This is a genomic window from Hanstruepera flava (genome assembly GCF_023634025.1).
GTDB lineage: Bacteria > Bacteroidota > Bacteroidia > Flavobacteriales > Flavobacteriaceae > Hanstruepera > Hanstruepera flava.
Genome location: NZ_JALJCW010000004.1, coordinates 196874 through 217421 on the forward strand (window position 1 = coordinate 196874; position 20548 = coordinate 217421).

21 protein-coding genes are annotated in these 20548 nt (G+C 33.5%); 6 read left to right on the forward strand and 15 right to left on the reverse strand.

Features of this window, described 5'->3' with window-relative positions:
• Positions 1 to 51 precede the first annotated feature (51 nt).
• The 3 genes from MTX13_RS13035 to MTX13_RS13045 are packed head-to-tail and all read left to right on the forward strand — an operon-like array spanning position 52 to position 1965.
• Complete coding sequence (locus MTX13_RS13035) at positions 52 to 471, forward strand: thiol-disulfide oxidoreductase DCC family protein (protein WP_250436377.1); 420 nt, start codon at positions 52 to 54, stop codon at positions 469 to 471.
• A 42-nt stretch (positions 472 to 513) separates the two neighbouring features.
• Positions 514 to 1263, forward strand: a complete 750-nt coding sequence (locus MTX13_RS13040; RefSeq protein WP_250436384.1) for a DUF3575 domain-containing protein — start codon at positions 514 to 516, stop codon at positions 1261 to 1263.
• 27 nt (positions 1264 to 1290) lie between these two features.
• Entirely contained in the window at positions 1291 to 1965 is a 675-nt protein-coding gene (locus tag MTX13_RS13045; RefSeq protein WP_250436386.1) for a hypothetical protein, read from the forward strand.
• 278 nt (positions 1966 to 2243) lie between these two features.
• On the opposite strand, the gene MTX13_RS13050 is transcribed toward MTX13_RS13045, so the two are convergent.
• The 7 genes from MTX13_RS13050 to aroC are packed head-to-tail and all read right to left on the reverse strand — an operon-like array spanning position 2244 to position 8914.
• Positions 2244 to 3404 carry a flavohemoglobin expression-modulating QEGLA motif protein gene (locus MTX13_RS13050; RefSeq protein WP_250436388.1) on the reverse strand — a complete coding sequence of 387 codons (1161 nt, stop codon included), beginning with the start codon at positions 3402 to 3404 and terminating at the stop codon, positions 2244 to 2246.
• Entirely contained in the window at positions 3401 to 4234 is an 834-nt protein-coding gene (locus tag MTX13_RS13055) for an N-formylglutamate amidohydrolase (protein ID WP_250436390.1), read from the reverse strand. The genes MTX13_RS13050 and MTX13_RS13055 overlap by 4 nt, the downstream gene beginning before the upstream one ends.
• Positions 4231 to 4572 (reverse strand): hypothetical protein, encoded by a 342-nt coding sequence (locus MTX13_RS13060; RefSeq protein ID WP_250436392.1) that lies wholly within the window; start codon positions 4570 to 4572, stop codon positions 4231 to 4233. Before MTX13_RS13060 ends, MTX13_RS13055 begins: the two co-directional genes overlap by 4 nt.
• A 9-nt stretch (positions 4573 to 4581) precedes the next feature.
• Complete coding sequence (locus MTX13_RS13065) at positions 4582 to 5406, reverse strand: sulfurtransferase (RefSeq protein ID WP_250436394.1); 825 nt, start codon at positions 5404 to 5406, stop codon at positions 4582 to 4584.
• 13 nt (positions 5407 to 5419) lie between these two features.
• Positions 5420 to 6457 (reverse strand): glutathione synthase, encoded by a 1038-nt coding sequence (gshB, locus tag MTX13_RS13070; RefSeq protein WP_250436395.1) that lies wholly within the window; start codon positions 6455 to 6457, stop codon positions 5420 to 5422.
• Between the two features lie 45 nt (positions 6458 to 6502).
• A complete protein-coding gene (locus MTX13_RS13075) occupies positions 6503 to 7825 on the reverse strand; it encodes a dicarboxylate/amino acid:cation symporter (RefSeq protein ID WP_250436405.1) in 1323 nt (440 codons plus the stop codon).
• A 27-nt stretch (positions 7826 to 7852) separates the two neighbouring features.
• Positions 7853 to 8914: a chorismate synthase gene (gene aroC / locus MTX13_RS13080; protein ID WP_250436414.1), complete on the reverse strand. Its 1062-nt coding sequence runs from the start codon at positions 8912 to 8914 to the stop codon at positions 7853 to 7855.
• A 177-nt stretch (positions 8915 to 9091) separates the two neighbouring features.
• On the opposite strand from aroC, the gene MTX13_RS13085 reads away from it, so the two are divergent.
• Positions 9092 to 9943 (forward strand): UDP-2,3-diacylglucosamine diphosphatase, encoded by an 852-nt coding sequence (locus MTX13_RS13085; RefSeq protein ID WP_394801250.1) that lies wholly within the window; start codon positions 9092 to 9094, stop codon positions 9941 to 9943.
• Here MTX13_RS13085 and MTX13_RS13090 read toward each other — a convergent pair.
• Positions 9935 to 12853 (reverse strand): FAD-binding and (Fe-S)-binding domain-containing protein, encoded by a 2919-nt coding sequence (locus tag MTX13_RS13090; protein WP_250436419.1) that lies wholly within the window; start codon positions 12851 to 12853, stop codon positions 9935 to 9937. The genes MTX13_RS13085 and MTX13_RS13090 overlap by 9 nt on opposite strands.
• Before the next feature lie 149 nt (positions 12854 to 13002).
• Between MTX13_RS13090 and MTX13_RS13095 the strand changes: the two genes are divergently transcribed.
• Together MTX13_RS13095 and MTX13_RS13100 are read left to right on the forward strand one after the other, a co-directional pair.
• On the forward strand, positions 13003 to 13524 hold the full coding sequence (locus MTX13_RS13095; protein WP_250436422.1) for a hypothetical protein: 522 nt from the start codon (positions 13003 to 13005) through the stop codon (positions 13522 to 13524).
• Between the two features lie 111 nt (positions 13525 to 13635).
• Positions 13636 to 14160, forward strand: coding sequence for a GNAT family N-acetyltransferase (locus tag MTX13_RS13100; RefSeq protein ID WP_250436423.1), 525 nt, complete (start codon positions 13636 to 13638; stop codon positions 14158 to 14160).
• A 7-nt stretch (positions 14161 to 14167) separates the two neighbouring features.
• Here the strand turns inward: MTX13_RS13100 and bshA are convergent, their stop codons facing one another.
• The 7 genes from bshA to MTX13_RS13135 form a co-directional block, all read right to left on the reverse strand.
• A complete protein-coding gene (bshA, locus tag MTX13_RS13105) occupies positions 14168 to 15304 on the reverse strand; it encodes an N-acetyl-alpha-D-glucosaminyl L-malate synthase BshA (RefSeq protein WP_250436433.1) in 1137 nt (378 codons plus the stop codon).
• A gap of 67 nt (positions 15305 to 15371) precedes the next feature.
• The gene (locus MTX13_RS13110) at positions 15372 to 18290 is read right to left on the reverse strand and encodes a glycoside hydrolase family 3 N-terminal domain-containing protein (RefSeq protein ID WP_250436436.1); all 2919 of its coding nucleotides are present in this window, start codon (positions 18288 to 18290) and stop codon (positions 15372 to 15374) included.
• A 107-nt stretch (positions 18291 to 18397) separates the two neighbouring features.
• Positions 18398 to 18883 (reverse strand): ABC transporter ATPase, encoded by a 486-nt coding sequence (locus MTX13_RS13115; protein ID WP_250436437.1) that lies wholly within the window; start codon positions 18881 to 18883, stop codon positions 18398 to 18400.
• Complete coding sequence (locus MTX13_RS13120; RefSeq protein ID WP_250436439.1) at positions 18883 to 19089, reverse strand: hypothetical protein; 207 nt, start codon at positions 19087 to 19089, stop codon at positions 18883 to 18885. Before MTX13_RS13120 ends, MTX13_RS13115 begins: the two co-directional genes overlap by 1 nt.
• Positions 19086 to 19286, reverse strand: coding sequence for a hypothetical protein (locus tag MTX13_RS13125; protein ID WP_250436441.1), 201 nt, complete (start codon positions 19284 to 19286; stop codon positions 19086 to 19088). Before MTX13_RS13125 ends, MTX13_RS13120 begins: the two co-directional genes overlap by 4 nt.
• Positions 19287 to 20078 (reverse strand): (Fe-S)-binding protein, encoded by a 792-nt coding sequence (locus MTX13_RS13130; RefSeq protein ID WP_250436443.1) that lies wholly within the window; start codon positions 20076 to 20078, stop codon positions 19287 to 19289.
• Positions 20079 to 20084: 6 nt separating this feature from the next.
• On the reverse strand, positions 20085 to 20531 hold the full coding sequence (locus MTX13_RS13135; protein ID WP_250436450.1) for an LNS2 domain-containing protein: 447 nt from the start codon (positions 20529 to 20531) through the stop codon (positions 20085 to 20087).
• Between the last annotated feature and the right edge of the window lie 17 nt (positions 20532 to 20548).

Below are 20548 nucleotides of genomic sequence, written 5' to 3' on the forward strand. Positions count from 1 at the left end.
TTTTAACGCAATTTTTAAATTCCATAAAAGTTTATAGCTTATTTTTGTTGTATGCTAAACCTTATACCAACAGAAAAAAATCTTATTCTATTTGATGGTGTTTGCAATTTATGCAACTCTAGCATTCAGTATGTTATAAAGCATGATAAAAAAGACCATTTTCTATTCGCACCACTACAAAGTGAGATTGGACAAAATATAATAAACCATTATAATATTGACACTTCTAAAGTTGATTCTATCCTGGTTTATTCTGAAGAAAAGGGAATTTCTTATAAGTCGACAGCAGCGCTTAAAATAGCTTCAAAATTAGGTTTTCCAATTAATATGCTCTCAATATTTTTTATTGTGCCTCCCTTTATTAGAAACTGGGTATACGATTTTATAGCCAAGAACCGCTACAAATGGTATGGGAAAAAAGATGAATGCATGATACCCACACCTGAATTAAAATCGAAATTTTTGAACTAGCCCTGAAAATATTTCTTATTTTTATACTACATTTGAATATATATGAAAACTACAATCAACCAATTGTTATTCGTTCTTGTTTTATTCATGTCCTTTTCATCTTTTGGACAGGAATTAGAAGATGATAATACAACTCGAAATGTAAAAAATGAATTTTCTTTTGAGCTTTTACAAATAGTTAATGGTGTTTATCAAGTTTCATACGAACGCCATATTTGGAATAATTTTTCTGCCGCAATTGCACTTGGATATAAAGGAAAAGAAGGGTTGATAAAACTTTCAGGAATTGATGGAGAAAAAATAAAAACTGGTGATATTTACTATACAGGCTTTCAAATTGTACCAGAAATTCGCTATTATATAAATGGAACCAATAAGTTTAACCAAAAACTTAATGGGTTTTATTTAGGTCTCTATTACAAATATTCGAGTTATACATCTGAATTAACAGGTAGGTATATCGCTTCAGACAATACCAATTACGACTTGGCTTTTGATATGGATTTAGACATATCTTCTGTTGGCTTGCTTATTGGATATAAATTAGCCATTACTAAACGATTTACTATAGATTTTATGATTGCTGGGCCTGGAAGTGGTGATTATAAATTCAAAATTGTCAATAAAAAAGATTTACCAGATGAATTCTATGATGACTTAAATGAGGCATTGGAGGATTATGATTTATTAGACTTTATAAATGGAGATTTCAGATTCTCTAATGTAAATAATAAATCCAATTTTAATACCTTTTCATTTAGATATGGTATAGCTGTAGGATACACTTTTTAATCAATAAACAACAATAAAAAATTAATTATGAAAAAAACTTTTAGAATATTTACTTTATTATTCGTAGCACTATTTACATTTGGTTGTTCTGGTGTTAAAGTATTGGATTCATGGAAATCTGACAATCTAGCAGATATAAAAGATAATAACATTTTGGTTATTGCTAGAACAGAAAATAAGCAAGCTAGAATTGCATTCGAACAACAAATATCAGAACAATTGCGAGCTAACGGTGTTAAAGCCACTGAAAGTTTTAGAGAACTCCCAGAATTTAATCATGACAATAAAGAGATAACCGAGCAACAAAAGAAAAATTTTCAAGATTTTTTAAAGAATGAAGGTTACAATGGTATAATTCTAACAGTGCTCAAAGATTATCAAGAACGTACTGAAACAACTCAAGATGGCGGTTATTATGCAGGAGCCACCTATATGCCGGCTTACTACCCTGGATACTATGGTGGGTTTTATGGCTATTATTACCATCCTCTATCGTATTCAACGTACGGAAGCTATGTACCTTCATCAACTACAACGCGAACTGTAAAAACATTTATTCTTGAGACAGTTATTTACGATTTAACTAAAGATGAAAAACAACAATTAGCAGCTGTAGTAACAACACAAATTGAAGATCCTCAAGATGTTACAAAAAATGCAGCAGAATATACACAAAAGGTTACAAAAGCTTTAACCGAATAAAAATACAACACTCATATTTTAAAAAAAAGGTCTTGATATTTTCAAGACCTTTTTTCATAACTTAACTAACCAAAAAAATTAAACAAACAAAATTTGTGCTGATATTTAAGCATTTAGCACTTCATTTTGATATTTAAATTTAGGAATACTAATTAATCAAGCATCTTTTAATCGACAAACTGGTAAAATTAATTGTTAACCTATTAATTTTTGTAAAAAAAATCTATGAAATGCATAATTACCTCATATTGAATAGATTACAAGATAAATTAGTATGATCACTTCAAGCTCTTTAGTATAAAATCTAAATTCTTATTAATGTTAGTATCATTAAGATAAGAATCCGTAAAGTATTTTGAAGAATTTGCCAGTCCTAAATTTTGAAGCTTGTCAATAGTTTTCAAATACTCTAAAGACACTTTCCCAGTTAACAACGGATTTAAATCTTTGCCTTTTTTAGCATATTTATATACCTTCTTTAAACCTGATAGATACAAATGGTCTTTTGTAAATCCGCCTCCCCTGTGCACACGTAAAGTTATAGCAAATGCTTTATCACGATCTAATTTATACTGGCTGTATAATAAATCAAACGTATCTGAAAACGTATATCCTTTTATCAAGCTATCTACAGCTATAACCCGGTATGATAATTCTTTTAAACGCGATAAGGTTAAACAACCCGACATATATTCAGAATAAACCGCTAAACCCTCTTGAGTCTCTACATTATTTGGAAAACCATTAGAAAAAATATGCAACGGTTGCTTTACAGCATTAAAAGTTGTGACCAAATGCACACCTATTTCATGATTAGCAAGAACTTGTAATTGATTTTTACTGAATTTATGATTCTTTCTTAAAACCAAAGTTTTGGCATGGTTTTGCACCATTGCTGCTGCAGAAATATTGGTTGAAAATTTAATATGATATTCAAAATCATAACGCTTTGAAAAGTCTTCAAAATACGTTTTAGCATCTTGAGCATTATATAGCGGCAACATATCTTGATTAAAATCGCTATCATCAAAGCGCAAAACAAATTTGGCATTGTCTAGACTTTTTTCTGTGGGAGTACCAAAGCTTTTTAGACTATTATAATAAAATTTACGCCCTTGGTTAATGGTTTCAATACATTCAATCAACCCAGAATATTCATAAATTATATCTTCATATAAATTTCGAATATCCTCATCTTCAATACGCTCAAGACGTTGAGAAAAAAATAGCCTATGTAATTTATAACCGTTGAACTTTAATTTTGGATAGTGAAAATTAGGCTCGTAATTAAACTTTGAGGCGTAGAATTGTTTTTTTTCACTTTCTATATTAAGTGGATTAATATAATTAAGCAATTCTATTTTTTTTACCAACCGGTTTAGATTGGCATCGATATCAAATAGGTCTTGATACTTACTTGTTAACTTTTCTGAAATCATTTACCTTGAAATGTATTATAAAACGTTTCTGCGTGTTGAGGCAATCGCTCTTTTAGCTCACATTCAACAGAAGCAACTACTTCCGGGTATATAATTTGCTTGTATTCATCACAGTAAACTTTAGCAATTTCTGTTGCCAAAACTAAAGTATTTTTAAAGTTATTGGTTATATATCTTAAAAAATATCCGTTGCCATAGAACGTATCGTTTATTTTTGCGGTAGATTTAATACCATTAGGTAATTTAATCTCTCCAAGACTATGCCTCCAAGACTCAATAATGCCTCCAAACCGCTCGTTGTCAACGTTGCTCGTGCCTAAATTCCAAGTTGGGACTTCCCTTTCCCAGCGTTGCCAGTTATAGCTGTGCATGTCATAAACAATACACACTCCAAACTTTTCTTCAATTTTAGAAATCAATGCGTTAACAACCTTATAAAAATTAGTATGCTTTTTTAGGCTCTTTTGTTTTTGTTCTTCTGTTAATGATTCTTTCCATAATTGTTTTCCCCAAGCAGTATCAAAAATAGCATCTTCAGGGAAACGGTTTAAATCGTACTCAAAACGGGAATCACAGCCAGCAATTACAATGGGATGGGACCATATCATCTTTTTGGTTTCTGGATCTTCTTCATACCATCTATCATATTCAGTATGCAAGCAATTATCCCATAGTTCTTTTCGAAATTGATGACCGTCATGTACTGCTCCACAAACATAATGCACATAATTATCAATTTTTAATGTAAAGCTGTAATCATCTGAAACAGCATGAAAAGTTTCTTCTGCCTCTATTTTTCTAATAATTTGACTAACCGATAGCTTTATCATGCTGCATCATTTATAATTCGTTTTAACCAATTGAATACAACATGTTCCACTTGGTCGAATTCTCCATCGGCAAAAAATAGAATTTTCATATCTAAAAACAATTGTTTTAAATCTGATTTTGAATAATCATGTGTTTCCAGACCTTTTACAATCTTTTGGATACATTGATAATCATTATCATTTTTAAACTCATCATAGACCATTTGATACGTATTCATATCTACTTTAGATAAAATAACATTACGTTCCTTATTTGTTTCTGATAAATTTGAATTTGCAGCATAAAACAATATATATGCTACCAATTCCTTTTTCGACCAATTTTGAACACTATCCATATCTTTTCTTTAAGTTAAAGTGCCATATTCTGTCCACGAACCATCATAGACAGACACATTATTCTCTCCTATTAATTCTGCTCCCAATGCTAAAACACAAGCTGTAATTCCAGAACCACACGAAAAAACCATTGGCTTTTTAACGGTTTGAAAGTCTTGAAAAATATCTCGTATTTCATTTTCAGATTTCATTTTCCCATCATTCAATAAATATTGGAACGGCAGGTTTATTGAATTAGGAATGTTTCCACTACGCAACCCCTCACGTGGTTCTGCTTCCAAACCCTTGAAACGGGATTCGGAACGCGCATCTATAATTTGATGGGATTCATTTATGACGGCTTTTTGCATATCATCAAAAAAGAGCATATTCCCCTGTCTTTCTAAAGCTAAAAAGTTTCCTTTTTCACCATTATAACTTTCCTTTTGACTTACTGGAAAAAACGCTTCAATCCATGCTGGCAAACCTCCATCTAAAACCGCAATACTATTAAAACCAAACGACTTGAACAACCACCAAGCTCTTGGACTTGAATAAATACCCTTATCATCATAAACAACAATAAAGCTATCATTGTTAATACCTAAATTTTTAGCTTCTGTTTCAAACTGTTCTTTAGATGGAAAGGTATTAGGGAATTGTGCAGATGTATTACTAAACTTATTTTTTATATCAAAAAAACGGGCTTGTGGAATACAAAAATTGTTTGTTACACTATCGCCTTCTGTGACTTTTGGAATAGAAGCATCAAGAACAATTAAATTGGTTGCGTCTAAATTTCTCTTTAACCACTCCACAGAAACAATGGGCTTATGGAATTTTGTTATCACCATAGCTCGTCTCTAATTAGGCATCTTCAACAGCTTTACGCAATCTAGAACGTCTATTAAAAGCTTCTAAATTATCTAAAACCTTACTTTCAAGAAAATCGATAACTCGTTCTTCTACTCTATACTTGTTTTTGTAAACCTTATTAATATAGGTTATACCGCCAGGTGACATAACGTTTACTTCTACAAGTTTACCACCAATAACATCAATACCTACAAAGTATAATCCGTCTTTTACTAGTTTTGGACCAATTTGTTTACAAAGGGCTTTTTCGGCTTTTGTAAGTGAATGTTTCTGCACCGATCCTCCTGCTGAAACATTAGAACGATGGTCATCATTACCTGGAACACGTTTCATAGCTCCAATTGGTTCGCCGTTAAGCATTAAAATTCTAACATCGCCTTCGTCTGCCCCTTCAATATAATCTTGTAAAATAACATAGTTCGATGTTCCGTCACCACTGTTAATATAGAAATCCAATAAGGAGTTAATATTACTCATCGCAGATTTTTCAATCAAAATAACGCCAGAACCACCAAAACCATTTAAAGGTTTCAGTATCATTTTATCCGCTTTAGATTCTTTTATCTGCCTAATAAGGTAATTCTTGTTTTTAGACACATGTGTGTTAGGGATAATATTACTATGGGCATCACCAAAAGCTGCAGTATAGAGCTTATTGTTTGCCTCACGCATACCTTGCAAAGAATTTATAATAAACACATCATCTTTTACGGAATCCAAAAAATTAAGCATCAAGGGATCTAAAGGTGGATTGGCTCTAAAAAAAATAGCATCAAAACCAGCCAAAGGCAACATTTCTTCTCGTAATTGTGCTTTTTTATAGAATGCTTTTAATGAAGAAGGTACTTTTTCCATGCGCCCTATGACAGTACAAAACGCGTTGGTTACACTATCCCTTATGGTTAGATTTGCTGGTGTGCAAATGGCTACTCCATGCCCTCTTTTAACACACTCTTTTATTAGCGCTAAACTTGTATCGTTATCAGGATCAATATGCTCCCAAGGGTACATTAAAAAACAAACATTCATACTTTATTTTTTTGGAAGGTTACTATACTAATAAAAGTAATTATTTTATTTGACTTCATCGTAATGGTCATCCCAATTCTTAACTTTTGGAGCACCCAACTTCCCTACAGATTTGGCTACTAACATAGATACTGTAGCATCTCCCGTTACATTAACAACAGTTCTACACATATCTAAAGGTCTATCTACTGCGAAAATCAAAGCTAAACCAATGGGCAATAATTCTGCGGGCATCCCAACAGACTCAAGCACTATAACCAACATAACCATTCCTGCACCAGGTACTGCTGCACTACCTATTGAAGCCAACAATGCGGTTAAAACAATGGTAATTTGGTCGGCAAAAGTCAACTCTAATCCCAAAGCTTGAAAAATAAAAACAGCCGCTACAGCTTGATATAAGCTAGTACCATCCATATTTATGGTGGCACCAACGGGTAAAACAAAACTTGAAACTTCTTTATCAACACCAATATGTTCTTCAACACGTTCCATCGTTACTGGTAACGTAGCAGCACTACTACTTGTAGAAAAAGCTAGCAACTGTGCTGGACTGATTTGCTGTAAAAACCAAAATGGATTCTTCTTTGTCATGGTACCGACCAAAATAGAATAGAAAACTATCATCAAAGCTAAACCTAACAACACCACACCTGCATATTTTATTAAAGCCAACAAAATATCTGGATCATCTGAACTCACAACAACATTAGCTAAAAGCGCAAAAACAGCCACTGGTGCTGTAAGCATAATTAAATCAACCATCTTGAGTACGACATCATTAAGGGAATCAAATATGTCCTTTAATGGTTTTGATCTGTCCTCTCCTATCAATAGCATAGAAATACCTAGAAATATTGAAAAGAAAATAACCTGAAGCATCAAACCATTATCACTCAATGCGCTAAATGCATTATCTGGAACCATATCCTCTAAAAACTGTAATGGCCCACTCTCTTTTTGTTTAGAGGCTTCTGCTATTTTGCCTTGAACACTGCTATTTGTTGAGTACGTTTGTGTTAATTTCTCTATTGTCTCATCAGAAACACCATTACCAGGATTAAAAGTGTTTACTAATAATAGGCCTATACTTATGGCTATTACAGTGGTAAAGACATAAGTAACTATGGTTCTCAAGCCAATATTCTTAAATTTAGAAATGTCTTTTAAATCTGAAATTCCCTTAATTAAGGATGCAAGAATTAAAGGAATGGCAATCAACTTCAAGAGTTTCACAAAAATACTTCCAATGGGTTTTATCCAATCAACAGTAAAATCTTTTCCTCCAACCTGAAGCATGATAAATCCAAAAACTAGACCTAAAACCATGCCTATCAATATTTGCCAATGTAATGCGAGTTTTTTCATATTTAATACTATAAATCTATTTTGAATTTATTGATATAATTTATTTAAAAGATAAAAGTCAGCCATAACCAATGCCGCCATAGCTTCAACTATTGGAATAGCTCTTGGAACCACACAAGGGTCATGTCGTCCTTTTCCTTGCATTTCAACAATATTTCCAGATTTATCCAATGCATCTTGTTTTTGAATAACAGTTGCAACTGGTTTAAAAGCCACTCGAAAGTAAATATCCATGCCATTGCTTATGCCTCCTTGAATACCACCTGATAAATTGGTTTTGGTACTACCGTCATTATTAAACAAATCGTTATGATCACTTCCTTTCATTTTTGCCCCACAGAATCCACTGCCATATTCAAAACCTTTTACTGCATTTATGGACAACATCGCTTTTCCTAATTCGGCATGCAGCTTATTAAAAACAGGTTCTCCAAGCCCTATTGGTACATTTTGAAGAACACAAGTAACTGTTCCTCCAATTGTATCTCCAGCTTTACGAATCTCCTTTATGCGTTTTATCATTTTATCTGCTACTTCAGCATCAGGACAACGCACTGCGTTTGATTCAGTTTTAGAAAAATCTAAATCTTGATACGGTTTTTCTAAAAAAATATCTCCAACAGAAGACGTATAGGCATTTATCTTAATTTCAGAAATTATTTGCTTGGCTAATGCTCCAGCAACTACGCGGCAAGCTGTCTCACGTGCTGAACTACGACCACCACCTGTATAATCGCGAATACCATATTTTTTTTCATAAGTATAATCGGCATGACTTGGCCTAAAAACATCTTTAATATGTGAATAGTCTTTGGATTTCTGATTTGTATTTTTAATTATAAATCCTATCGAAGTTCCTGTGGTAATGCCCTCAAAAACACCAGATAAAAATTCAACTGTATCTGGTTCTTTACGTTGTGTTACAATTTCAGACTGACCAGGTTTACGCCTATTGAGTTCGTTTTGAATAGCTTCAAAATCTAAACTGATTCCTGATGGGCATCCATCTATTACACCTCCTATAGCTACACCATGCGATTCTCCAAAAGTGGTTAGTTTTAATATATTTCCAAAGCTATTTCCAGCCATACTTACGATTTTAATGCTAATGTAATTGTAATATTACAGAAACAAAAATAGAATTCTTTCAACTCACACTATTTATCAATATTCCAAGTAACAATTAATTAACAAACTCCTCACAGTTAATTAATTAGTCCTTAATATTCAAATAACATTGGTAAGCGATTTTTGTAGCGTTAAATTATGTCTTATTTGAAAAACAAAAGAAAAATAGAGATAGCTGTAATCTCAGACGTACATTTAGGAACCTACGGTTGCCACGCCAAACCTTTATTGACCTACTTAAATAGTATTCAGCCAAAAAAACTGATTTTAAATGGAGATATAATTGACATCTGGCAATTTAGCAAACGGTATTTTCCTAAATCGCACATGAAAGTTATTAAGCGCATCATGGATATGGCTTCTAATGGCGTTGAAGTTATTTATATTACTGGAAACCATGATGAAATGCTTCGAAAATTTAGCGGTACTTATATTGGAAATATTTCAATAGTAGATAAAGCCATAATTGAATTAGACGGTAAACGTGCCTGGTTTTTCCATGGTGATGTTTTTGATTTATCTATACAAAACGCCAAATGGCTGGCTAAATTAGGTGGTTATGGTTACGACACGCTTATTCTTTTAAACCGAATGGTTAATTGGTGTTTAGAAAAATTAGGACGCGAGCGTTACTCGTTAGCCAAACGCATTAAAAACCGTGTTAAAGGCGCAGTTAAATACATTAGTGATTTTGAAAATGTTATAACAGATTTAGCCATTGAAAATGGCTATGACTATGTGGTTTGTGGGCATATACATCAACCAAAAATGCTTATAAAATCAAATAAGTATGGTGAAACCCAATATTTGAATTCGGGAGATTGGGTTGAAAATTTTACAGCTTTAGAATATCAATTTAAACGTTGGAAATTATACCGCTATAGTGAAGACAAACTCTCTCCATTTTTTGCAGATGAAGATATTAAGGAAATGGAAATAAAAGATCTAATAGCAGCCATTACTATTGTTGATCCAAAAACCTCAAAGTAAAGCTTCTTTTAAAATAGTAATTGGGTGTTTTGCATTGCGTCCAGTCCCATCTTTTATTTGATGTCTACAACTGGTTCCATTGGCAGCAATAACAACTTCATCACCAGATTTTCTAACAGCTGGAAATAAAGTCTGTTCCCCTATAGCCATACTTACATCATAGTGTTCTTTTTCATAACCAAAACTTCCAGCCATACCACAACAACCACTTGGTATAATGGTTACCCTATAGTTTTTAGGTAAATTCAAAACGTCAAAAGTTGATTTTTGATTACTTAAAGCTTTTTGATGACAATGCCCATGAAATTTGATGGTTTTAAATTCTGAAGTAAATTGTTCAGTACGAATATTTCCCAATACTATTTCGTTTTGAAGAAACTCCTCAATTAGATAGGTATTTGAAGCTATTATCTTTGCATTGGTCCTATCATCTGCTAATTTTAAATATTCATCTTTAAAAGTTAAAATTGCTGAAGGCTCAATACCTATTAATGGTGTTTCTTTTGATAATAAATTCTTATAAAGTCGAACATTTTCATTAGCCACCTGTTTGGCTTGTTCCAGAAAACCTTTAGATAAAAACGCGCGACCAGACTCCTTATTAGGCAATATATTCACCTTATAATTTAGTTGCTCTAGAAGATTAATAGCATCCTGACCAATAATGGTATCTAGATAGTTGGTAAACTCATCAACAAAAAAATAAACTTCTTTAATATAATTATTACTAATATCCTCTTTTTCTTTGTTTTTAAACCAATTATATAAACTAACACTATAAATGTTTGGAATAGTCCGATTTGGAGCTATACCCAATGATTTTTTTAAAAGAAAACCGGAAACTTGATTAGAAAACATAAAATTGATAAAACCCGAAAAAGTACTTCCAATAGCATTTAGCTTATTGTTATACGCGAATACTTTAGCACGCAAACTCGAACCATTTACTTTTTGATATTGATACTCAAATTCTGCTTTTAATGCTGCAACGTTAACACTACTTGGACATTCACTAGCACAAGCTTTACAACTTAAGCACAAATCAAAAACTTCAACTAATTCTTGATGGTTGAATTTGTTAACTTCATCAGATTGGGTTAAAAATTCCCGAAGTGCATTTGCCCTCGCTCGCGTTGTATCCTTTTCACTCCTAGTAGCACGATAGCTTGGGCACATGGTTCCACCAAACTCTGGTAGTTTCCTACAATCTCCTGAACCATTGCATTTTTCTGCTTCACGCAAAACACCTAATGACTCTGAAAAATCTAAAAGCGTTTCTATTCCAGGTTCTACTCGACCTGGTACATAACGTAAGGATTCATCCATAGGAAACGCATCTACAATCTTTCCTGGATTAAAAATATTGTTTGGGTCGAAAGCTTTCTTTATCTGCTTAATAATCTCATAATTCTTTTCACCAATCATCAACGGAATAAATTCTGCTCGCACAATGCCATCACCATGTTCACCACTCATAGAGCCACCATATTTTTTAACTAAATGTGCAACATCGGTAGTTATTTTTCGAAATAATGCAACATCAGCTTTCTTTTTTAAATTCAAGATTGGTCGTAAGTGCAACTCGCCTGCTCCAGCATGAGCGTAATAAACGGCTTGTTGTTGGTATCCATCCATTATTGCAGTAAAGTCCCTGATGTAATGGTTTAAATCGGGTATTGCAACAGCAGTGTCTTCAATACAAGGGGCTGTTTTTTTATCGCCAATAATATTACCCAATAGGCCCAATCCCGCTTTTCGCAAATTCATAGCCTTGTCTATATCTTCACCTATCAATAATGGATTAGCATAACTCAACCCTACAGATTGTAATGTTTCCACCAAAGCAATGGCCTTTGCATGGGCAGTATCTAAATTTGCATCTCGAACTTCACACATTAAAATGGCCACAGGATCGCCTTGTATAAACTGTCGATTAGCCTCTTGCGTTTTATTGTGTTTAGTAAGGTCCAAAATGGTTTTGTCCATCATTTCACAAGTAAACAAATCGTGCTGCATAACTGGTTGAACAGTAGTTAAACAATCATCAATACTTGAAAAGTGAGCCGCAACCATAATACTGTTTTCAGGAGGCAAACTATCTAACTTTAAAGTGATCGCGGTTGTAAAAGCCAGAGTTCCTTCACTGCCTGATAAGAGTTTACACAGGTTTAAAGGTATGTCAGAACCTGAAAATGGTTCAGTTTTAATAATTTCATCGACAGCATATCCTGTATTACGTCTATGAATGGTTTCTTTTGGAAATTGGGTTCGGATTTCTTCTTGAACACGTTCTGAATGTAATTCCTGATTAAGTGTTCGGTATATACTACCCTCTAAATTTTTCAATTTTAGTTTATCTTGAAATTCAGATTCAGTGATATTACTAAAAGTAACCGGACTTCCATCAGACAACAAAGTTTTTAAAGCCAAAACTTTATCACGTGTCACACCGTACTTAATAGATGTTGTTCCTGACGAATTATTACCTATCATCCCACCAATCATACAACGGTTAGAAGTGGACGTGTTCGGGCCAAAAAACAGTCCGTGAGGTTTTAAAAAATTATTGAGTTCATCACGAACAACACCTGGCTGTACAGTTATGGTTTTATTGGTTTTGTTAAAATCTAAAATAGCATTGAAGTGTTTTGAAACATCTACAACAATGCCTTTGCCTACACATTGGCCAGCCAATGACGTTCCTGCTGTTCTGGGAATTAAAGACGTTTTGTGCTGATTCGCAAAATCAATAAGGCACTTTAAGTCGTTTTCGTTTTTTGGAACAGCAACAGCTAACGGTAACATTCTATAAACTGATGCGTCTGTGGCATAAAGTGTTTTCATTAAATCATCAAAATGAAGCTCACCTTCCAATAATTCATTCAGTTTATTTAAGTATTTTAATTCCATATTACCTTAAAAACGCTCATGCATTAAAAAAATAAAAGTAATATTAATAACGTTATTACTTTTAAGTATCTTCAATTAATTTGTTATTACTATAATCTAATGACAGATGAATTTACGTATATAACATGAAATCAAAAAAACTAATAAGTATGAAGAAAATAATCTTATCTGTGATTGCCGGGTTGGGTTTTATTACATTAACAAATGCACAAGACATTAGTAAAAACGCTATTGGTTTACGTTTAGGAGACAGTGATGGATTTGGAGTTGAAATATCCTATCAACGAGCTGTTGGACAAAGCAACAATCGATTGGAGTTTGATTTTGGATGGCGAGATGGCAAAAATTACGATGGTATAAAATTAATTGGACTATACCAATGGGTATGGAACATTGAAGGTGGTTTCAATTGGTATGCTGGACCTGGTGCGGGATTTGCTGCATTTAGACATGAGTACGAAAGATACGTTCCTGGTCAGAATTATTACTATTATGAAGAAAATAGAGATGCCTTTCCTATTCTAACCGGAACAATTGGCATAGAATATAGTTTTGACTTTCCTTTACTACTATCATTAGATGTAAGGCCTGAATTGGGATTTGGTGATGATGTTTACGATAATAACGATTTAGATTTTGATGTTGGATTAGGCGTTAGATACCAATTCTAAACCATTTTAGAATAAATTACAAGCCACCACGCGTTGGTGGTTTTTTTGTGTATTACTAGTTTTCAAGCATTAAATATATACCTATTAAACTTATTCTATTATCTTTCCGTAATGAATTTAGAAATCTTAAATACTGCTAGATTACAACTGCGACCATTAACAATTGAAGATGCTCCACAAATTCAGTTTTTGAGATCTAATGCCATTGTTAATCAATATGTAAAGCGTCAAAAAACAGAAACCATTAAGGATGCTTTAAATTTTATAAAACGTATACGCTCATCAGTTTCAAAACAAGAGGTACATTATTGGTGCATTAGTTTGAAAAACAACCCAGAACTTAAAGGCACTATTTGCCTCTGGAATTTCTCTAAAGATTTAAAAACTGCTGAAGTGGGTTATGATTTACATCCTGACTTACATGGTCAAGGCATCATGAGTGAAGCCCTTGCTACTGTTGTCAATTATGGATTTAAAACGCTTAATCTGAATACTATTGAAGCCTATACCCAACAAGATAATTTAAGCTCTGTTTATCTTTTAAAAAAAGTAGGATTTCAGCACCAACCAAACCGTATAGATGAAGAAAATGCGAAAAACATAATATTTGTTTTAGAAAACAAAGTTCAAAAGTAGTCTAAATTTACAATTGCATACATTTTGACAATGTGTTTTCATAAATAGCTTCGTATTTAGGAACAATATTATGAATATTAAACTTTTGGGCTTGCTGCTTAGCCTGTTCCTTAAATTGCCTTAAAACTGCCTCTTCACTTAATATAGAAATTGCATTTTTACTCATATCGTCCACATCTCCAACCGGACTTAAATAACCTGAAAAGCCATGCGTATTAACTTCTGGTATTCCACCAGAATTACTTGATATAACTGGTACTCCAGATGCCATAGCCTCTAATGCAGCCAAACCGAAACTTTCAGTTTCAGATGGCAGTATAAATAAATCAGAAAAGCATAAAATTCGATCAATTTCATTGCTGTTACCAAAAAACACAACTTTTTCTTCAATGCCTAAATTAGCACAGAGCTCTTCTGCAGCTTCCTTTTCAGGACCTTCACCAACCATCATGAGTTTAGCTGGAATTTCTTTTTGAACATTATAAAACACATTTATAACATCTTGTATACGCTTTACAGGCCTAAAATTACTAATATGGGTTATAATTCTTTCATCGTCGTTAGCCATCATGGAACGTTGGCAATCTGTAAAACCATAGTTATGCTTATCTAAATCTATGAAGTTTGTAACAACATGAATATCGTTTGTAATATCAAATAATCGTAAGGTGTCCTGTTTCAAACTTTCGGAAACCGATGTTACAGCATCCGATTTATTAATACTAAACTCAACTGCTGTTTTATAAAATGGATGACTACCAACTAATGTAATATCGGTACCATGAAGCGTTGTAACAACTGGCAAATACACACCAGCTTCATGAAGCATTTTCTTTGCCATATATGCTGCATAGGCATGCGGAATAGCGTAATGCACATGCACAATTTCTATTTGATGCAACTTAACCATATCTACTAACTTACTGGAAAGTGCCAGTTCGTATGGTTGATAATGAAATAAAGGATACTCTTGAACTACTACTTCGTGAAAATGTACATTGCTTCCAAGTAGTTCCAATCTAACAGGTTGCTTGTATGTTATAAAATGTACTTCATGACCACGTTTGGACAATTCAATACCTAATTCTGTAGCCACCACGCCACTACCTCCAAAGGTTGGATAACAAACAATACCTATTTTCATTTAATTAAATTTACTATTCTTGGTCGTAAGAAATAACATTTCCGTACATAAAGTTATATTTCTTTTTTTAATCAATAATCGACTCGTAGATAAGTCGTTGTATTTCAGTCCTAATATTTTCTTTAAGCAATGTATTGGTATCAGAACTTGGAAATGTTCTATTGGCCAAAAACACATAAACAATTTCTTCATCAGGATCAGCCCAAGCATAAGTGCCAGTAAATCCAGAATGACCAAAACTGGTCATGGATAAACAGCCACAGGTTGGGCCAGAATCACCTAATTGAGGTTTGTCAAACCCAATACCTCTCCTATTGTCGTTGTCACAATAATAGCAGGTATTAAACTTATCTAAAGTTTCTGTTTTAAAATAACGTTTGCCACCATAATAACCCTTTTGTAAATACATTTGCATGATTTTAGCAACATCGTTAGCATTGCTAAAAACTCCTGCATGACCACCAACACCGCCTTGCATTGCAGCTCCCATATCATGAACATAACCCTGTACTATTTGGTATCGGTAATATCTATCATCTTCAGAAGGCACAATATTCTTATTACTAAACTTACTGCTTGGGTTGTAAGTGGTATAATTAGCTCCTAAAGACTTGTAAAAATGATCCTGAACCAACTCACTTAACGATTTATTGTAATATCCTTCAATATACTTCTTTAAAATGTAGTAAGGCAAATCACTGTAACGATAACGCAAACGACTTAATAATTCTGAATCTCTAATAATAACTTGCATACTGTCTACATAGTCCTTACGTAAATACAACTCATCGGCTACTTTTATGTTAAAATCAGCAGTTGGTGCTTTTCTATAATACTTAATACTAGGATGCTTTGTTGAGTCAAGCGTGGCAAAATAAAATGGAATCCAAGGTTTTAACTTGGCATAATGCGACAGCATTTCTTTTAGAGTAACATTGGCTTTGTTTGAGTTTTCATAATCTGGTAAAATTTCTGATAACTTGGTATCTAAACTTACAACACCTTTTTCTTCCATTTCCATCAATAAAGGTAATGTTGCCAAAATTTTTGTTAGTGAAGCTACATCATAAATATCATTAAACTTTACTGGTTCTGCATCTTTACCATAAGTATGTCGTCCAAAGTTCTTATTATATATAACTTTACCCTTTCTAGCTACAAGCAATTGAATGCCAGGAGTCATTTCTTGATCTACAGCATATTGAGCAACAGAATCTATTTTGCTCAATCGTTTAGAATCCATTCCTACACGCTCCGGAATGCTATAACTTAAATTTGACAGCGTATTATATGATATTCCATCTCCAAATTTATATGCATCTTGTATGGAAACTGGCAATACGCCTTTGGCTGGAACTGATCCAAAAATAATCTGTGCTGATTTTTCTTGCGCTGTCTTACTGTTTTGATAACTAACCACTAACCCATCTATATTTTCAAACGTATCAATATCAATAAGCGCATAAGGTTTAACAAAGGCATCCAAAATAACCGTGTTATTTCGGGCAATTTCGTACAACCATACCAATTCTATATCCGTAAACTTATAGTCTTTCCAAGGGTGGTCGTTAGAACGATGAAATCCTACAACAACAGTATTGTAAGCTTTTAGCTTTGTTATTAGCTCATCAAGATTCTCTGCTGATACCTCATGTACTTTAGTATATTTTTGAAGTTCTTTAAAAAAAGGCGAACCATCATCATCGCCCAATTTCACATAAGCAACTTTTTTAGATTCTAGTTTTCTAATAGGAAGGATACTATTTTTGTTTTTAACAACAGTAATCGCATTTTCAATAGCGGTTTCATACAATAACTGATCCGAAATACGATTTAAATCTTCAACTAGGTTTTCTGTTTCAATAGGCTTAAAGTCATGCAAGCCTACTTTGAATTTTGCCATCAGTATTTTTTTTACTGAATGCGCCAATCGCTCTTCAGTTATAACTTCGGTTTCATAAGCTTCCTTAATTTTTTGAATCGCTTTTGGCACATCTTCTGAAATTAACAATACATCATTTCCAGCTAAAAAAGCCGCCAAATCAATATTTCCTGGCTCACTGAATTCTGAAACGCCTTTCATTTCCAAAGCATCGGTATAGATAAGTCCTTTAAAGCCAAGGCTGTCTTTTAAAATATCTGTAACAATGTGTTTAGAAATTGACGATGGGAATCCAGAACGCGATTCTAAGGCAGGAACATTTAAATGTGCAACCATAACACTAGACAAACCATGCTTAATAAGCTCACGATAAGGATATAGCTCTACAGAGTCAATACGTTTTTCATCAAAATTGATTGTAGGCAATGTTTTATGCGAATCGGTTTCGGTATCTCCATGTCCAGGAAAATGCTTTGCATTTGCCAAAACTCCAGCATCTTGCATACCTTTCATAAAAGCCAACGCTTTTTCTGTTACATTGTCTTTATCTTCGCCAAAAGATCGATTACCAATTATTGGATTTAATGGATTGGTATTGATATCAACCACTGGAGCAAAATTGAAATGCACGCCTATTCGTTTACAATGTTCACCAATATGATAACCTACTTGCTCAACTATTTTATTGTCTTTAATAGCCCCTAAAGTCATATTCCAAGGAAAAGCAAAAGTAGAATCTAAACGCATGTTTAAACCCCATTCTGCATCCATCCCTATCAATAATGGTGTTTTAGATAACTCCTGTAATCTATTGTTTAATTTTGCCTGCGCGACTGGACCACCTGTAGAATAAATAATCCCTCCAATATGCTGATTCATTATAAGCTGACTAATAATATTTTCATGCTTTAAACCTTGATTGGAAAATGCTCTAACCATGAAAAGTTGCCCAATTTTTTCGTCAACAGACATGCTATTATACACACTATCTACCCATTGTTCTTGTTTAACGACATCAGCAGCCAACAATGGACTAGTGGTATTTTGAGCAATAATAAAATTAAAGGGTAGGATAATCGTCAAAAGGACTAATATCTTGCGCATAAATTAAGGGCTGAATTTTTAAAGTTAAATAACGTTACCAATTTAAAGCATTTTGCAGACAGAATACTAAACTTTAAGATAGATTTATAAAGAAGGTAATTAACAATTTACTTTATGAATCGCGAATGCCAACTTTCGCTTGCCGGAACTTCCCAATGTTCTTCAAATTCAGCTTTGTTGGCCACTAAATTATTAAACACAATAGTGTTTTTTGAAACGGCTCGGTCTTTTGCCATTTGTCTGAAGTCTGATAATGACTTATAGGCTACATATTCACCTTGTTTGTAAGACACATTCATTTTATCCATTAAATCAACATTGTAATCTTTCTCCAATTGTTGAATAAAATGCACTGACGCATCAATTGAACAGCCTGTTGCCTTATTTAAGTTTTGGTTTAATCCAATGATTATAAAACGCTTATATTTAATGGTATATCCTGATTGTAAATCGCTGCCGTGTGCTGTCCAGTTACCAATGAATATATTTAACTTATCCTCAATTTCCGAAATTTCATCATCGGTAAATGTACGGTTGGCTTGATATATCCAAACACGTGATTCTTCGGGTAAATCTTTAAAATCTACTAACATTATTTCTTTTCTTTAACAACTTCATATCTAAACATCCAAGACATTAAAAGAGAAAATCCAATCCCTTGAAAAGCATACCTCCAATATTGTAAATCGTCTCCTTTAAAGTAATCCCAAAGCCCTATACCAACAGCTAAAACAATGGTTTGAATAATTCCGACAATAATTCTAGTTTTTAGAGGTATTTTCTCTCGCCTATAATTCACTTTTTTTCTTTTCTTACTTTATACCTAAATGTTAAAGCCATAAAAAAACCAAAAAAAGTACCATGAAATAAAAAGCGCCATATTGAAAATGAATCTCCATCAAAATAATACCAGACTTCCATAGCAATGGCAAAAAACAAACCTTGTATTGCCCCTTGCTTAATACGTGTCTTCAATAGCAACTTCTCTTTTTTCATTTATAAATCTTCAGCATTAGCAATAAGTTCAGCTATATCCATAACTTGAACGCTAGCTTCTTTTTCTTTCGCTTTTACACCATCTGTCATCATAGTGTTACAAAATGGGCATCCCGCGGCTATTATTTCTGGCTGTGTATCTAAAGCCTGTTCTGTGCGCTCTACATTTATATCTTTATCTCCTTTCTCTGGTTCTTTAAACATTTGGGCACCTCCTGCTCCGCAACATAAACCGCGACTTTTACAACTTTTCATTTCTACTAATTCGGCATCCAACTTTCTAATTAAATCGCGTGGTGCTTCATACACATTATTGGCTCGACCTAAATAACAGGGGTCGTGAAATGTAATTCGCTTACCTTTAAACTGGCCTCCTTCAATAGTTAATCTACCATCAGACAGCAATGATTTTAGGAATTGTGTATGGTGCATGACTTCGTATTGACCACCAAGTCCTGGATATTCATTTTTTATAGTATTAAAGCAATGCGGACACGTAGTAACTATCTTCTTTATTTCGTAAGCATTAAGAACCTCAATATTAGTTACAGCCTGCATTTGAAATAAAAATTCATTACCAGCACGCTTTGCAGGATCACCCGTACAACTTTCTTCAGTTCCCAGAACTGCAAAATCAACATTGGCTTTATTTAATAACTTTACAAAAGCTTTCGTTATTTTTTTTGCCCTATCATCAAAACTTCCTGCACAACCAACCCAGAATAACACTTCAGGTTGTTTGCCTTCAGCCATATATTCTGCCATTGTTGGCACTTTTAATACTTCGCTCATATCTTTTTAATCATGTTGACCATCATCAAATACTTGGATGGTTACGTTTTTATCAACTAAATCTGTAAATTTTCCTTTATACCTTGTAGCTTTAACCAAGTGATTATCAATCCAATGGTAGTTTCCGCCACGAGGCTTCCCCATTAGTAAGCTGTGGAATTTAAAGCCATGCTTATTTAACCAATTTTCGGTTACTGCTCTGTGTTCCTCTGTTCTAGAAGTAAAATAACATATTAAATGGCCTTCCTCATACCATTTATTGCATGTAGCCAATGCATCCGGATATGGCTCGCAAGTTGCCATACGTTCTGGCTCTTCGTTAGGTATATCATCTGTTATTGTACCATCAATATCAATTAAATAGTTTTTAACACCTTTTGGCAAAATAGGACTAACTTTTTCTCCAGCCTCTACTTTTTCATGTAATAATTTATCTGCGTCTTCTCTTTTCATAATACCTGTGTTAAATA

What these genes read in the sequence shown, in the direction of transcription:
- MTX13_RS13035 (WP_250436377.1), top strand. Translation starts at nt 52, where the DNA reads ATGCTAAACCTTATACCAACAGAAAAAAATCTTATTCTATTTGATGGT.
- MTX13_RS13040 (WP_250436384.1), top strand. Translation starts at nt 514, where the DNA reads ATGAAAACTACAATCAACCAATTGTTATTCGTTCTTGTTTTATTCATG.
- MTX13_RS13045 (WP_250436386.1), top strand. Translation starts at nt 1,291, where the DNA reads ATGAAAAAAACTTTTAGAATATTTACTTTATTATTCGTAGCACTATTT.
- MTX13_RS13050 (WP_250436388.1), bottom strand. Translation starts at nt 3,404, where the DNA reads ATGATTTCAGAAAAGTTAACAAGTAAGTATCAAGACCTATTTGATATC.
- MTX13_RS13055 (WP_250436390.1), bottom strand. Translation starts at nt 4,234, where the DNA reads ATGATAAAGCTATCGGTTAGTCAAATTATTAGAAAAATAGAGGCAGAA.
- MTX13_RS13060 (WP_250436392.1), bottom strand. Translation starts at nt 4,572, where the DNA reads ATGGATAGTGTTCAAAATTGGTCGAAAAAGGAATTGGTAGCATATATA.
- MTX13_RS13065 (WP_250436394.1), bottom strand. Translation starts at nt 5,406, where the DNA reads ATGGTGATAACAAAATTCCATAAGCCCATTGTTTCTGTGGAGTGGTTA.
- gshB (WP_250436395.1), bottom strand. Translation starts at nt 6,457, where the DNA reads ATGAATGTTTGTTTTTTAATGTACCCTTGGGAGCATATTGATCCTGAT.
- MTX13_RS13075 (WP_250436405.1), bottom strand. Translation starts at nt 7,825, where the DNA reads ATGAAAAAACTCGCATTACATTGGCAAATATTGATAGGCATGGTTTTA.
- aroC (WP_250436414.1), bottom strand. Translation starts at nt 8,914, where the DNA reads ATGGCTGGAAATAGCTTTGGAAATATATTAAAACTAACCACTTTTGGA.
- MTX13_RS13085 (WP_394801250.1), top strand. Translation starts at nt 9,092, where the DNA reads ATGTCTTATTTGAAAAACAAAAGAAAAATAGAGATAGCTGTAATCTCA.
- MTX13_RS13090 (WP_250436419.1), bottom strand. Translation starts at nt 12,853, where the DNA reads ATGGAATTAAAATACTTAAATAAACTGAATGAATTATTGGAAGGTGAG.
- MTX13_RS13095 (WP_250436422.1), top strand. Translation starts at nt 13,003, where the DNA reads ATGAAGAAAATAATCTTATCTGTGATTGCCGGGTTGGGTTTTATTACA.
- MTX13_RS13100 (WP_250436423.1), top strand. Translation starts at nt 13,636, where the DNA reads ATGAATTTAGAAATCTTAAATACTGCTAGATTACAACTGCGACCATTA.
- bshA (WP_250436433.1), bottom strand. Translation starts at nt 15,304, where the DNA reads ATGAAAATAGGTATTGTTTGTTATCCAACCTTTGGAGGTAGTGGCGTG.
- MTX13_RS13110 (WP_250436436.1), bottom strand. Translation starts at nt 18,290, where the DNA reads ATGCGCAAGATATTAGTCCTTTTGACGATTATCCTACCCTTTAATTTT.
- MTX13_RS13115 (WP_250436437.1), bottom strand. Translation starts at nt 18,883, where the DNA reads ATGTTAGTAGATTTTAAAGATTTACCCGAAGAATCACGTGTTTGGATA.
- MTX13_RS13125 (WP_250436441.1), bottom strand. Translation starts at nt 19,286, where the DNA reads ATGAAAAAAGAGAAGTTGCTATTGAAGACACGTATTAAGCAAGGGGCA.
- MTX13_RS13130 (WP_250436443.1), bottom strand. Translation starts at nt 20,078, where the DNA reads ATGAGCGAAGTATTAAAAGTGCCAACAATGGCAGAATATATGGCTGAA.
- MTX13_RS13135 (WP_250436450.1), bottom strand. Translation starts at nt 20,531, where the DNA reads ATGAAAAGAGAAGACGCAGATAAATTATTACATGAAAAAGTAGAGGCT.